A 12,710-nucleotide genomic window follows, 5' to 3' on the forward strand; every position below is an offset into this window, starting at 1 on the left:
TTACTTGTCCGTTTTTATGTTGAGCAATAATAGCGTGATGAGTGTGAACGCCGTGAGCGCGAGGAACGGGATCGTCACGAAGCCGAACCAGTTGATGTACTGCACGTTACACGGCACGCCTTCGACACACGGTTTGATGTCGGCAAAACCGGGTACTTTTTGCACGAGATAATGGTAAAGTGAAATCATACCGCCGCCGATTGCTAGCGGCAATACATATTTCTTCACTTGACGATCGTTCGTGAATACAGCCATACCGAGCACGAAGACGAGTGGATACATGAAGATACGTTGGATCCAGCACAGTTCGCACGGGACGAACTCGCGAATCTCACTGAAGTATAAACTGCCGAGCGTCGCCGTAAGCGCGACGAGCCAAGCGAGATACAAGCCGTAGCGGCTCAAGAACGACTGCTTCATGGTGCCCCTTGTTCAATCAATCGTTCGATCGCCTCATAGTCGAACGGGTCTTCTAGCATGACGCCGTTGATCATGATCGACGGCGTGAACTGGACCCCGTATTCTTTGACGAATCCGTCATCTAGACTCACCTGTTCAAGCACGCTCGAGTTTTCACTCAAGTCGTCTTCAAACTTCGCCATGTCGACCGACGTCGTCTCGCCTGCGATCTGCTTCAATCGTTCGACCGTGACCCACGCCTCGTCGTGCTGCTGGCTCGCCGGTTGCGCGTCATAGAGTGCCTTATGGAAGTCCCAGAACGCATCCGGGTCTTGCTTATAGACCGATTCTGAAGCGAGTGACGCCAAAATCGACTCTTGTCCGTGGAACAAGACGTTGATATAGCTGAAGCTCGCGTCACCCGTATCGATATAGTCCGCCTTTAGCTGCGGATAGATCGTCTCGCCCCATTGTTTACAAGACGGACATTTGTAGTCCCCGAACTCGACGACCGAGACCGGTGCGTCCGCTTCCCCGAGCGTCGGTTGCCCGTCTGTCGGCACGTGCTCGCTCGTAGCCGGCGCCGCCGTCTCTGCCTGCTCGGCCGGTCGGTTCAAGAGAACGACCACGACCGCGATGAGTGCGACCGCGATGAGCGTCCCGACGACCAATGCTTGATTTTGTTTCATTCGTCTCACCTCTATTTTTATCGATTCGTCTTTCATTATAGCGAAAGCGCTATCCGATTCCACGAAATCGACTTGTTTATTACCGACTTTGCTTCAAGTCGTCCATATTTTGACGATGAATAAAGTGAATGTTTATTGTAGGAGGAACTATTTATGAAATCGTTCTCGATGCGCCTCGGGTTAATCTTGGCACTCAGCATTGCCAGTCTCGTCTTTATTCTAACACTCGCCTTAACGTATACGATCAGCGAGCGTTCAGCCGCGTCGCTTGAACAAGAGATCGGGGAACGTCTGTCGACGACATCGCACCAGCTCGTCGATAAGCTCGACTTTTATATGTGGTCGCGCTATCAGGAAGTCCAATTGCTCCAAGGACTCGACGCCTTGAACGAACCGCGCGAAAGCCGGGCCCTTCTCGATGAGGTCCAAACGAACATCCCTGCTTTCTCGTGGATGGGGGTGACCGATGCATCGGGGACTGTCACCGCCTCGACGGACGGGATTTTAGAAGGGATGTCGATCGCCGAACGTCCGGTCTTCTCGGAAGCGCAACAACAACCGTTCATCGGGGACGTCCACGAGGCCGTTCTCCTCGCTGAAAAACTCCCCAATCCGAGTGGAGAACCTCTCCAATTCGTCGACATCAGCGTCCCAATCGTGCGCGACGGTGAATTTAAAGGCGTCTTGGCGACCCACCTGAGCTGGGAATGGGGAGAAGAAGTGCTCCAGCACTTTAACCGCACGTTGCACCATCACTCGGACTATACCGACATGTTCGTCGTCAGTGGACGTGACAACACCGTGCTGCTCGGTCCCGATCATCTCGTCGGAACAACGCTCCCGACGACGCTCGAAGACGGTTGGCATGTCGAGACATGGGAAAATGGAACGTCATACTTGACCGGTGTCGCTATCGGAGAAGGGTACGACGACTACGCCGGTCTCGGCTGGAGTGTCGTCGTCCGGCAACCGGTCGACGTGGCGTTCGCCCCCGTCACGTCGCTGCAAAACAACATCTTATGGATCGGTCTCGTCGCCTCGATCGTGACCGCCCTGCTCGGTTGGCTGCTCGCCTTGTTCGTGACGCGGCCACTGCAAAAAATCACTGAGACGGCGACGCTCATGAAGCAAGGAAAAGCGAAGACATTCCCGCATCAATCCGGCATCCATGAGATCGAGTCGCTCGCGTTCGCCCTTGAGTCACTCGTCACGTCGCTGACCAATTCAGAGACCGAACGGGTCCGCTTCGAATCACTCGCTAACCACGATGTATTGACCGGTCTCGCCAACCGGACGGCGCTCCGTCAGTACTTGAATGACGCACAACTGACAACGAACGACTATATCTGCTTCTATATCGACCTTGACGGCTTTAAAGCAGTCAACGATACGTACGGGCACGCGTCAGGCGACGAAGTGCTAGTCGAGATCGCCGACCGGCTGAAGCAACTGCCTCTCGAAGGGCTATACCCGGTCCGATTGAGCGGAGATGAGTTCTTCCTTCTGTTCGAACGAAACAACCGAAGTGACCGCGACGTCCAGCAGATCGGGGAAGATGCCATCGCCGCGTTGTCCGCACCCGTATCGTTTGACGGCGGGACGGCTGCTGTCGGTGTGAGTATCGGCGCTGCGCTCTGGCATTCAAACACGCCGCCGCATCTCACCATCGAACGGGCCGACCAGGCGCTCTACCGCTCGAAAGCGAGCGGCAAGAACCAGATCACGCTCGATGAGACGCTGCTTGCATAAGAAAGGTCCATGTCACTTGCGACATGGACCTGTTTTTTACGCTTCGAACAACAACTGTTCTGGATCTTCAATCATATCTTTAATGTGTTTGAGGAACGTCACGGCCTCACGACCGTCGACGATGCGGTGGTCGTATGAGAGCGCCACGTACATCATCGGACGGTTCTCAATCGTCTCGGCGTCGATCGCGATCGGACGAAGTTGGATCGTGTGCATTCCGAGGATAGCGACTTGCGGTCCGTTCAAGATCGGTGTCGATAAGAGTGAACCGAACACGCCGCCGTTCGTGATCGTGAACGTGCCGCCAGTCAGGTCGCTAAGCCCGAGCTTATTGTTGCGCGCCTTGTCGGCAAGATGGATGATATCCTTCTCGATCTCGCCAAAGTTTTTACGGTCCGCTTCCCGGACGACCGGGACGACGAGTCCGTCCGGTGCCGATACGGCGATGCCGATGTCGTAATATTTCTTCAAGACGATCTCGTTGCCTTGAATCTCAGCGTTCAGATACGGCATCCGTTTTAGAGCCGCGACGGCCGCTTTCGTGAAGAACGACATGAAGCCGAGTTTGACGTCGTTATCTTTAATGAACTTCTCTTGGCGACGTTTCCGGAGCGCCATGACCGCCGTCATGTCGATCTCGTTGAACGTCGTGAGCATCGCCGCCGTCTGTTGGACTTCGACGAGACGGCTCGCGATCGTTTGACGACGACGCGTCATCTTGATGCGCTCTTCGTCTTTGCCGCTCGCGACCGGTTGTGGTGCCGCAGCCGGTGCTTTCGGTGCTTCTGGCTTTGGAGCCGGTGTTGCGTTGTGGTTCGACACGTCATGGACGTTGATGCGGCCGATCGGGTCGTTCGTCTGAACGGCCGAGAGGTCGATCCCGCGCTCACGAGCGAGCTTGCGTGCCGCCGGTGTAGCGATCGGGCCTTTACCTGGGCTTGCCACGTGCTCTTCACGACGCTCGACTTTTTTCGCTTCGCCGACTTCTTCTGTTTTCGTCTCGGCTGGAGCCGGAGCAGCTTCTGCCGCTGCTTCCGTCTTCGTCTTCGTCGCGACGGCCGTGCCGCCGGCTGATCCTGAACTTAAGCGGGCGATGACTTGACCGACTTGGACCGTGTCGCCTTCCCCGGCGAGTTGTTCTTCCAACGTTCCCGACTCATCGGACGGCACTTCGATGTTGACTTTGTCTGTCTCGAGCTCGACGATGGCCTCCCCTTTTTCAACGTGGTCGCCTGGCTGCTTGAGCCATGACGCGACCGTTCCTTCCGTAATGGACTCTGCTAATTCCGGTACTTTAATTTCGATCACAATGAGTTCCCCCTTAACTTATTTACGATCTTTTTGGTATGTGCTCGCTCCAGCCGCACTTGAGACGGCGTCACGGGATAAGGCTTCACGGATGATGCGTGCTTGTTCTTGTTTGTGTGCTGTCGGATTTCCTTCAGCCGGGCTCGACCGGCGACGGCGGCCGATGTAACGGACGTTCAGACGGTTCGATGTCACCGCTTCAAGACGCGGCTCGATATATGTCCAAGCTCCCATGTTTTTCGGTTCTTCTTGTACCCAGACGATCTCTTTGGCGTTCGGGTAGCGACTGATGACGTCGCGAATCTCACGGACCGGGAACGGATAGATTTCTTCGACGCGGATGATGTGGAGGAAGTCGAGTGACTCCTCTGACTTCATCGTCGCTTCTTGCAGATCGATCGCCATCTTCCCTGAACAGAAGACGAGGCGTTCGACTTTGTCCGGCTGTTCGCCAAGACCTGTTTGTTCGACGATCGGGCAGAAGCTGCCATCTGACAACTCTTCGACCGTTGAGGCTGCAAGTGGATGACGAAGCAGGCTCTTCGGTGTCATGATGATCATCGGTCGGATTTGCTCAGTACCAAGCATCTTCGCCTGACGACGCAAGATGTGGAAGTATTGGGCAGCCGTCGACAAATTAGCGACCGTCCAGTTCTTTTCACCGGCGAGCGTCAAATAACGTTCCATCCGCGCGCTCGAGTGCTCCGGACCTTGTCCTTCGTAACCGTGCGGCAACAGCATGACGAGACCCGATTTTTGACCCCATTTCGCACGACCAGCCGAGATGAACTGGTCGAACATGACTTGGGCCGAGTTGGCAAAGTCACCGTACTGCGCTTCCCACAACACGAGCGTATCTTGTGCGAACACGTTATAGCCGTATTCAAAGCCGAGCACCGAGCCTTCCGAGAGCGGGCTGTTGTGCACCGTGAACGAGGCTTTCGCCGTCGACAACTCGTGGAGTGGCGAGAATTTCTTGCCGGTCTCGACGTCGTTCAACATGATGTTACGTTGCGCGAACGTCCCGCGCTCTGAATCTTGACCGCTCAAACGGATCGGTGTCCCGTCCGAGATGATCGAGGCGTAGGCGAGCGTCTCGGCATGGCCCCAGTCGATCTTCCCGTTATCCCCGAACGCGTCACGACGACGGTCGAGTACTTTTTGAAGCTTATGGAACAAGCCGAACCCTTCAGGCCAGACGAGCAGCTCATCGTTCAACTGTTGCAACAAGTCGCGTTCGACTGCCGTATCGACGTAAGGGAATCCTTTATAGACTGCTTCCGGCAAGACGATGTCCGCATCTTCTTCCTCAGCCGGGACGAGGTCGCGCGCTGACTTCAAGCGATCTTCAATCGATTGTTCGATCGTCGCTTTGTCTTCTTTCGTCATGACGCCTTCTGCTTCGAGAAGATCGGCATAGACGTGACGGACCGATTGATGTTCTTTGATGGCTTTGTATAGAACCGGGTTCGTGTTCATCGGCTCATCCATCTCGTTGTGTCCATAGCGGCGGTAGCCGACCAAGTCGACAAGGATGTCTTTATGGAACTTGGCACGGTATTCGCTGCACAATTTCGCGACGGCGACACACGCTTCCGGGTCGTCGGCGTTGACGTGGAAGACCGGGATCTCGTAGCCTTTGGCGATATCGCTCGCATAACGTGTCGAGCGCGAGTCGCTCGGGTCGGTCGTGAAGCCGATCGTATTGTTGGCGATGACGTGAACTGTGCCGCCTGTCCGGTAGCCCGTCAAGTTCGTCATGTTGAGCGTCTCGGCGACGATGCCTTGGCCTGGGAACGCTGCGTCCCCGTGGATCAAGATCGAAGCAGCCTTGTCATCGTGTTGGACCGGCATCCCTTTTGCAGAGCGGTCGTCTTGCGCGGCACGCGTGTAACCTTCGACAATCGAGCCGACGAATTCAAGGTGGCTCGGGTTGTTGGCGAGGTTCAAGCGGACTTCTTTCTTCTCATCTAACACGCGGCGATCGAGTCCAAGATGGTATTTCACGTCGCCCGACCAGCCGAAGTTGATGCCGATCGAACCTTCTGACGGAATGAGTTCTTTATTCGGTGCGTGCTGGAACTCGGCAAAGATCATTTCGTACGGTTTACCGAGCACATGGGCGAGGACGTTCAAACGTCCACGGTGTGCCATCCCGATGTTGATGTGTTCCGAACCGCTCGAGATGAGCCGTCCGACCATCGCGTCAAGGAGCGGGACCATGCTGTCGAGTCCTTCGATCGAGAAACGTTTTTGTCCGACGTACGTCTTATGAAGGAACGATTCAAACAGTTCCGTCTCGGCTAAACGCTCGAACAATTCGAGTCTCTCTTCTTTTGAATACGTGGCTTTCAATGCGCCTTGCTCGATGCGGCGGCGAATCCAGCGCTTCTCTTCCATATCATCCAAGTGGCGCAACTCGATGGCGACCGTCCCTGTATAGACGTCGAGTAAATGACGGACGAGTTCAAGTGCGTTCGCGCCGGGCTTCGGTACGTCTTCTGACAGCAAGTGTGCCGGGATCTGCTCGAGGTCTGACTCGTTCAACCCGTAACGGTCGAACACAAACAACCCGTGCTCACGCGGATGGTCCTTGAGCGGATAAATATCAGCCGCTTTATGACCGAGCGCCCGGATATCATTGACGAGCCGAGTCGCCGCCACGATTTTCTCCAAATCAAATGAAGCGACCGGTGCGACCGGTACCGCTTGTTCGGGTGAACCGTTCTCATCAAAGTAACGACGCGTCTCCGCATCGACCGATTCTCTGTCTTCCAAATATTGCTCGTACAATTCAACGATGTAGCCTAAGTTTGGACCATAAAATGTTTGCGATTGCTCGCGACCGTTCGACGACTCTCCCATTGAATAAATCCCCCTGTCCGTTCCTATGCGCCCGATGTGTGAACGCTTTCATTTTTTAAGGCCGCACGAATCAGTTCATCCATCTGATTCAGGCCGTGAAAAGAGCCAAATCTTGCCTCTTACTCTCTTCTTCATACTACACCTTTCCAGGTCGAAAGACCCTTTCAAATTCACAATTCGTCCATACTAATTCAATAAGTTTTACTTATCGACTAATTGTGAAAGTTGTCGTTTGATTCAATTGTTTCAAAAAAAGGTGAAACCTTCTTTCAGTCTTGTCGTATACAATGTTAGCAAGCTTGGAAATAAATCTCAACGAAAGCAAGGTGACAACATGTTATCCGTCCAAAATGTCCACAAAAAACTGGGCCAGACGAACGTTCTGACCAACGTCAGCTTCGAAGTCACGCCCGGCGAAATCTTCGGCTTCCTCGGTCCGAACGGTGCCGGAAAGACGACGACGATCCGTATCATCACCGGTCTAATGCCGGCAACGCACGGCTCCGTTACCGTCGACGGGTTCGACGTATCAACCGACCGCCAAGAGGCGCTCAGTCGCATCGGTGCCATCGTCGAAAACCCGGCGTTCTACCCTTACTTGACTGGTCGAGAAAACTTGATCCACGCCAAGAATTTGATCCCCAATTTGAAAAAAGTCGACTTGAACGCCCTTGGGGCACTCGTCGGGCTCGAATCGAAGCTCGACATGAAAGTCAAACAGTACTCGCTCGGAATGAAGCAGCGGCTCGGGATCGCCCGTGCGCTCCTCCACAATCCGAAAGTGCTCATTCTCGATGAGCCGACGAACGGGCTCGACCCGGCCGGCATCGCCGACCTGCGCAACTACTTACGGCACCTCGCCGAGCACCGCGGCATCGCCATCTTGATCTCGAGCCACTTACTTAGTGAGATGGAACTGATCACGGACCGGTTCGCAATCATCGACCACGGTCAAATCAAATCGGTCCAAGACGGGACGACGCGTGAAGAAGGCGTCATTCTATGTAAAGTATCACGCGAGCAAATGAACGAGGCGCTCGACGCGGCCGCCATGCTGTTTGACGATGTGAAAATCGTTCAGCAATCGGCTGAGACGTTCCTCGTCCCCCGCCCTGAGACGGATATCCCGGTTCTATTGAAACGACTCATCAATCAAGACATCAACGTCTTCCAAATCGGGATGAAGTACGAGACGCTCGAGGATCAATTCCTCAAAGTGACGAAGAAAGAAGGAGGAACGAACAATGCGTTCATTACTAGCCAATGAGTTTATGAAATGGCGGCGCACGATCAAGCCGCTGATCGCCCTCGGCATGTATACCGGGATTATCATTTTAACGTACGTCATCGTCACGAGTGGAAACGAGTCGGGAGATGCGACAACGTTCGTCAACTATGCCACGATGGCCGCGATGACATTCCTCGGCATCTTCACGATCGTGTTCACCGCTGAGATGATCGGGAATGAACTGAAGTTCGACACGTTGAAACACTTGCTCATGAGTCCGTACTCCCGTGACCGGATCTTGCTGTCGAAACTCGTTGCCGCAATCCTGATCATGCTCGCCCAGTTCGTGTTCATCCTTGCTGTGACGTATGGCTTCGCTTTGACGCTTGACGGGAACTTGACGTTCGAACAGTTCCGTAACGTCCTACTCAGCGTGTCGAGCGGCGTGTTCGTCATCTTCTTGACGCTCATGTTCTCGGTCGTCTTCAAATCGGTCGGTGTCGTCATCGGTTTTACCGTACTCGCGAACTTCGTCTCGACGATGATCGGCGGCCTCCTCATCGCATGGAAGCCGGCCATTGCTAAATGGATCGTCTTTTTGCACACGGACTTGTCCATTTATTATCAAAGTCCAGGCTTCATGGAGACGATGGACGTGACGATTTGGTTCTCAGCGTTTTACGTGTTGATCCACATCATCGCCTTCTATATCATCACGGCGTTCATGTTCCGCAGCAAGACGTTCGCGGAATAACCTGCCCCTCTCTATGAACGTGACAAAACCTCTGACTGTCGGACACACAATCCCAACATTTCAGAGGTTTTTTTGTTTGATGATACGGTATTCTAGGTATAGAAACGTTAAAGGAAGTGGTATGATGTATCTCACAATCGGATTATCGCTAGTCGTCTGCTTGATCGCCCTCGTCTTCACGATCATGGTCGGTCTCGGAAAAGACAAATCAGACTATAGCCAAAAGAAAAGCTGGTCGCTCGTGTCTTGGACGTATATCGTCCTATTCCCGGTCTCATTCGTGGCGCTCGGACTGCTATACTATTTCATCACTCGATGACTCGTTCATCGGGTTTTTTTGTGGTACGTTTTTGCTAATGGAAAAGAGGTGGCCCTTTGAGTCGATTCGAGAAATTATACCCCATATTCATACTTCTATCTGTTTTGACTGGTCTCGCGTTCGGGACGATCGAGACGCTGCGTCGAATCGCGGACGGTGCGATCGTTCCATTGCTTATGGCGATGCTATTCTTTACGTTCATTCAAATCCCGTTCGCCCAAATCCGGCATTCGTTTTCAAACCGCACGTTCACGATCACGAGTCTCGTCCTCAACTTCGTCTGGACACCCGTCTTCGCATTTGCACTCGCGAGCGTCTTCTTGTCCGACCACCCGGCGCTTTGGATCGGGTTCATCATGCTCATGGTCACGCCATGCACCGATTGGTATATCGTCTTCACCGGTCTCGCGAAAGGCGACGTCGTCGCCTCGCTCAGCATCTTGCCGCTCAACCTTATACTTCAACTCGCGCTGTTACCGGTCTATCTTTATGTTTTGACAGGGACGTCGAGCGTGATCTCAGTTTCGGTGTTCCTACATAGTCTAGCCGTTTTAGCGATCCCGCTCGGCTCAGCGATTGGACTGAGGTACTTTCTCGCCAAGTCGAACCAGTTGCGGCGGCTCGCGCGCGTCAGCTTATGGCCGATCATCTTGTTAAGTCTCGCCGTCATGTCGATCTTTGCCTCACAAGGGCGGCTCTTGATCGAGCACGTCTCGATCCTCGGATTGTTAATTGCACCGTTGCTATTATTTTTCATCGTCAATTTTGTCATAAGCCGCCGTGTCGGCAAGAAACTGTTGCGTGAAGACGCGGCCGTGACAAGTCTACAAATGACGACGCTCGCGCGGAATTCACCGATCGCGCTCGCCATCGCGACGACCGCATTCCCGAACGAGCCGCTCATCGCCCTCGTCTTGGTCATCGGGCCGTTGATTGAATTGCCGGTGCTCGTCGCCGCTTCCTTCGTGATCCGGCGACTAAACGGAGCCGAACGTCGACTCGGTTAGCGCACGAGCGTCGGTTTGACCGCGAATGAGGCGGCGAGGATGCCGATGACCGGGAAGACGAGCGAATACCAAATGATCGACTCGTAGTTGCCGAACAAGTCGTAGGCGATCCCGAACGGCAACGGTCCGACCGCCGAGCCAAGTACCATGACCGACGTCGCCAGGCCGCTGATGCTGCCGAGCGCGGCCCGACCGAAGTAGTACGGCCAAACATAGTTTAAAGCGATGCGCTCAAAGCCGTTGCTGATGCCCCAGATCACCCCGAACAGCATCGCGATTGAGAACGTCGACGTATATTGCAGGATGACCATAAAGATGATCTCGGTCACAAAAATACCGATCAATACATAATTGATTTTCACGACATCGATGATCCGTCCCGCGACGAACGTCACCGGGAAGCCGAGGATCGCCATCAAGCTCAAAACGATCGCGGCCGTCACCGGTGGTAGGCTCTGCTCTTCAAAAATTGAGATCAAGTGGAACGTGATCGCTGTGTTGACGAGCGCCGGGATGCCGATGCACGACAAGATCAGCCAAAAAGCACGTGTCTTGAGCGCTTCTTGGAACGTGAAATCGACGTCGATATGAATCGGTGTCGTCGTCGATTTATTGCTCGGATGAGGATTCGTCCCTCCGTCCGGCAAAAGTCCGATGTCTTCTGGGCGGTTGCGGACGAAACGATAAGCGAGCGGTGTGAACAAGACGAGCACGAGCAGTCCCCACACTTGCCACGTCGTTTGCCAACCGATCAAACCGACGAGCCAGACGTTGAGCGGCGGAAAGACGGCCGAGCTCAAGAACCCTCCGATTGCCATATAGCTGAGCGCCTGGCCACGCTTCGTGATGAACCACTGCGGGACGAGCGTGTTCGGGATGAGCGTCATCGACCCTTGCCCGAACAGGCGGAGCATCCAGATGCCGAAGAAGAGCATCGTCAAGTTCGTGACGTAACTGTTGAACAGACAAGCGACCGCCAGCAATATCGAGGCGATGACCATCATCGCCCGTTGCCCAAAGCGGTCGATCAATCGACCGACGAAAAATAAACAGGCGGCCGAGGCGAGCGTCGCGGCCGAATAAACGCTCGATACTTCAGAACGCGACCAGCCAAAATCGGTTATGTATTGGTCGATAAAAACTGAGATAAAGTACGTCTGACCGGGACCCGAGAAAAATACACCGAGGCCCGCGATCATGACCATATACCATCCGTAGTAGGATGGTTTTCGAAGTCTTCGCATCATCTTGCTCCTTTTCCTCTGTTATGTAAGACGATTTTATTTCCATCGCCTTTTCAATTATTATTTTGTAGCGACAGCGATCCCGATCGGATAATGACGCTCAAGTCGTTTCGGTTCGACGAGCACACCTCGTTGGTAATAGAACTCGGTCGAGGCGAACCGATCGAACAACGCTGTAAACTCTTGTTCTGTAAATTGATGGACGTGAAACGGCTCGTTCGTCGGTTTACCGACTCCTTGACCGAACGGCGTCGACAAGACGAGCGTACCACCCGGTTTAAGCAACTCCCAAACGTTCGCCATGAACCCTGCAAAATCGTCCACATGCTCGATTGTCTCAAAACTGACGATACAGTCGAACGTGCCGAGTTGTTCGGGTAAGGTTCGATCGAGCACATCCCCGACGACATAGGTCACGTTCGGATGATAATATCGGCCTCGTGCATAACGTGTCGTCTCTTCTGATAAATCGAGGGCGACGACCTCATCGACTTGCCCCTTCAAATTTTTCGCAATCAACTGACTGCCATATCCGACACCGCTCGCAAAGTCGAGCACGCGCCCGTCCATGTACAACAATGAAAAATGATAACGGGCAATATGTTCAAGTAACATACCGTTCAGCGGGTCCATTTGATCTGGGATGACCCGTTCTCCCGTATAATTCAATGTCATAAGCTCCTCCTTTTTCTATACAGCAAAAGCGCCACGAAAGTCTCGTGGCGCTGTCTGTTAACGAACGATGATCACAGGTGACAACGAACGTTTAGCAAGCTTGTGGCTGACACTGCCCAATACGAACTCTTGGAACGTATTGAGGCCGCGCGAGCCGACGACCACGAATTCATACGGTTCATGGTTGGCGTAGTTGACGAGTTCAACGTCAGGTTCGCCGCGGAGTTCGATATACTCGTACGAAACGCCCGCTTCGGTGATCGCATCGAAAAACACTTGAAGACGTTGTTTCCGTCTCACTTCAAGATCGATTTTACCCGTCGATTGAAGGGCGCTTTCTTTTGATTCTTTCGGTGACACGACATGGACGACATCGATTGAAGATGATGTCACTTTGGCGAGTTCGACCGCTTTTTGGGTGGCACGCATCGAATGATCTGAACCATCAATCGCTAGAAAGATTTTACTCATTG

At 53.6% G+C, this 12,710-nt stretch carries 12 protein-coding genes; 5 read left to right on the forward strand and 7 right to left on the reverse strand.

The genetic code is table 11. The features are described 5' to 3' along the window. Together EVJ29_RS06510 and EVJ29_RS06515 are read right to left on the reverse strand one after the other, a co-directional pair. Positions 1-420, reverse strand: a complete 420-nt coding sequence (locus tag EVJ29_RS06510) for a disulfide oxidoreductase (protein WP_070327791.1) — start codon at positions 418-420, stop codon at positions 1-3. Beyond that, positions 417-1,088 carry a DsbA family protein gene (locus tag EVJ29_RS06515; protein ID WP_131465579.1) on the reverse strand — a complete coding sequence of 224 codons (672 nt, stop codon included), beginning with the start codon at positions 1,086-1,088 and terminating at the stop codon, positions 417-419. Before EVJ29_RS06515 ends, EVJ29_RS06510 begins: the two co-directional genes overlap by 4 nt. A gap of 153 nt (positions 1,089-1,241) precedes the next feature. Between EVJ29_RS06515 and EVJ29_RS06520 the strand changes: the two genes are divergently transcribed. Further along, positions 1,242-2,837, forward strand: a complete 1,596-nt coding sequence (locus EVJ29_RS06520; protein ID WP_131504828.1) for a diguanylate cyclase domain-containing protein — start codon at positions 1,242-1,244, stop codon at positions 2,835-2,837. A gap of 36 nt (positions 2,838-2,873) precedes the next feature. On the opposite strand, the gene odhB is transcribed toward EVJ29_RS06520, so the two are convergent. Continuing rightward, positions 2,874-4,145: a 2-oxoglutarate dehydrogenase complex dihydrolipoyllysine-residue succinyltransferase gene (gene odhB, locus EVJ29_RS06525; RefSeq protein ID WP_131504829.1), complete on the reverse strand. Its 1,272-nt coding sequence runs from the start codon at positions 4,143-4,145 to the stop codon at positions 2,874-2,876. Positions 4,146-4,163: 18 nt separating this feature from the next. Beyond that, positions 4,164-7,010: a 2-oxoglutarate dehydrogenase E1 component gene (locus EVJ29_RS06530; RefSeq protein ID WP_131504830.1), complete on the reverse strand. Its 2,847-nt coding sequence runs from the start codon at positions 7,008-7,010 to the stop codon at positions 4,164-4,166. A 334-nt stretch (positions 7,011-7,344) separates the two neighbouring features. Between EVJ29_RS06530 and EVJ29_RS06535 the strand changes: the two genes are divergently transcribed. The 4 genes from EVJ29_RS06535 to EVJ29_RS06550 all read left to right on the forward strand — a co-directional run bounded on the left by EVJ29_RS06535 (position 7,345) and on the right by EVJ29_RS06550 (position 10,318). After that, complete coding sequence (locus EVJ29_RS06535) at positions 7,345-8,277, forward strand: ABC transporter ATP-binding protein (protein WP_131465585.1); 933 nt, start codon at positions 7,345-7,347, stop codon at positions 8,275-8,277. Then, positions 8,255-8,992 (forward strand): ABC transporter permease subunit, encoded by a 738-nt coding sequence (locus tag EVJ29_RS06540; protein WP_070327797.1) that lies wholly within the window; start codon positions 8,255-8,257, stop codon positions 8,990-8,992. Before EVJ29_RS06535 ends, EVJ29_RS06540 begins: the two co-directional genes overlap by 23 nt. 124 nt (positions 8,993-9,116) lie before the next feature. Next, positions 9,117-9,311: a hypothetical protein gene (locus EVJ29_RS06545; protein WP_236633421.1), complete on the forward strand. Its 195-nt coding sequence runs from the start codon at positions 9,117-9,119 to the stop codon at positions 9,309-9,311. A 56-nt stretch (positions 9,312-9,367) separates the two neighbouring features. Further along, positions 9,368-10,318 (forward strand): arsenic resistance protein, encoded by a 951-nt coding sequence (locus EVJ29_RS06550; protein WP_236633422.1) that lies wholly within the window; start codon positions 9,368-9,370, stop codon positions 10,316-10,318. Here EVJ29_RS06550 and EVJ29_RS06555 read toward each other — a convergent pair. From EVJ29_RS06555 to EVJ29_RS06565, 3 genes are read right to left on the reverse strand one after another with little or no spacing between them, the layout of a single operon-like run. Next, positions 10,315-11,565, reverse strand: coding sequence for an MFS transporter (locus EVJ29_RS06555; RefSeq protein ID WP_131504831.1), 1,251 nt, complete (start codon positions 11,563-11,565; stop codon positions 10,315-10,317). The two genes, EVJ29_RS06550 and EVJ29_RS06555, sit on opposite strands and share 4 nt — an antisense overlap. A 57-nt stretch (positions 11,566-11,622) precedes the next feature. Next, a complete protein-coding gene (locus EVJ29_RS06560) occupies positions 11,623-12,237 on the reverse strand; it encodes a class I SAM-dependent methyltransferase (RefSeq protein WP_131504832.1) in 615 nt (204 codons plus the stop codon). Between the two features lie 57 nt (positions 12,238-12,294). Continuing rightward, positions 12,295-12,708: a universal stress protein gene (locus tag EVJ29_RS06565; protein ID WP_070327803.1), complete on the reverse strand. Its 414-nt coding sequence runs from the start codon at positions 12,706-12,708 to the stop codon at positions 12,295-12,297. Positions 12,709-12,710: the final 2 nt, after the last annotated feature.

The sequence above is a fragment of the Exiguobacterium sp. SH4S7 genome, assembly GCF_004336795.1.
Lineage (GTDB): Bacteria > Bacillota > Bacilli > Exiguobacteriales > Exiguobacteriaceae > Exiguobacterium > Exiguobacterium aurantiacum_A.

Bases quoted from the DNA above. Each gene is read 5' to 3' on its own strand.
- EVJ29_RS06560 (WP_131504832.1), bottom strand. From the start codon at position 12,237: ATGACATTGAATTATACGGGAGAACGGGTCATCCCAGATCAAATGGAC.
- EVJ29_RS06515 (WP_131465579.1), bottom strand. From the start codon at position 1,088: ATGAAACAAAATCAAGCATTGGTCGTCGGGACGCTCATCGCGGTCGCA.
- EVJ29_RS06545 (WP_236633421.1), top strand. From the start codon at position 9,117: ATGTATCTCACAATCGGATTATCGCTAGTCGTCTGCTTGATCGCCCTC.
- EVJ29_RS06565 (WP_070327803.1), bottom strand. From the start codon at position 12,708: ATGAGTAAAATCTTTCTAGCGATTGATGGTTCAGATCATTCGATGCGT.
- EVJ29_RS06510 (WP_070327791.1), bottom strand. From the start codon at position 420: ATGAAGCAGTCGTTCTTGAGCCGCTACGGCTTGTATCTCGCTTGGCTC.
- EVJ29_RS06540 (WP_070327797.1), top strand. From the start codon at position 8,255: ATGCGTTCATTACTAGCCAATGAGTTTATGAAATGGCGGCGCACGATC.
- EVJ29_RS06520 (WP_131504828.1), top strand. From the start codon at position 1,242: ATGAAATCGTTCTCGATGCGCCTCGGGTTAATCTTGGCACTCAGCATT.
- EVJ29_RS06555 (WP_131504831.1), bottom strand. From the start codon at position 11,565: ATGATGCGAAGACTTCGAAAACCATCCTACTACGGATGGTATATGGTC.
- EVJ29_RS06530 (WP_131504830.1), bottom strand. From the start codon at position 7,010: ATGGGAGAGTCGTCGAACGGTCGCGAGCAATCGCAAACATTTTATGGT.
- EVJ29_RS06535 (WP_131465585.1), top strand. From the start codon at position 7,345: ATGTTATCCGTCCAAAATGTCCACAAAAAACTGGGCCAGACGAACGTT.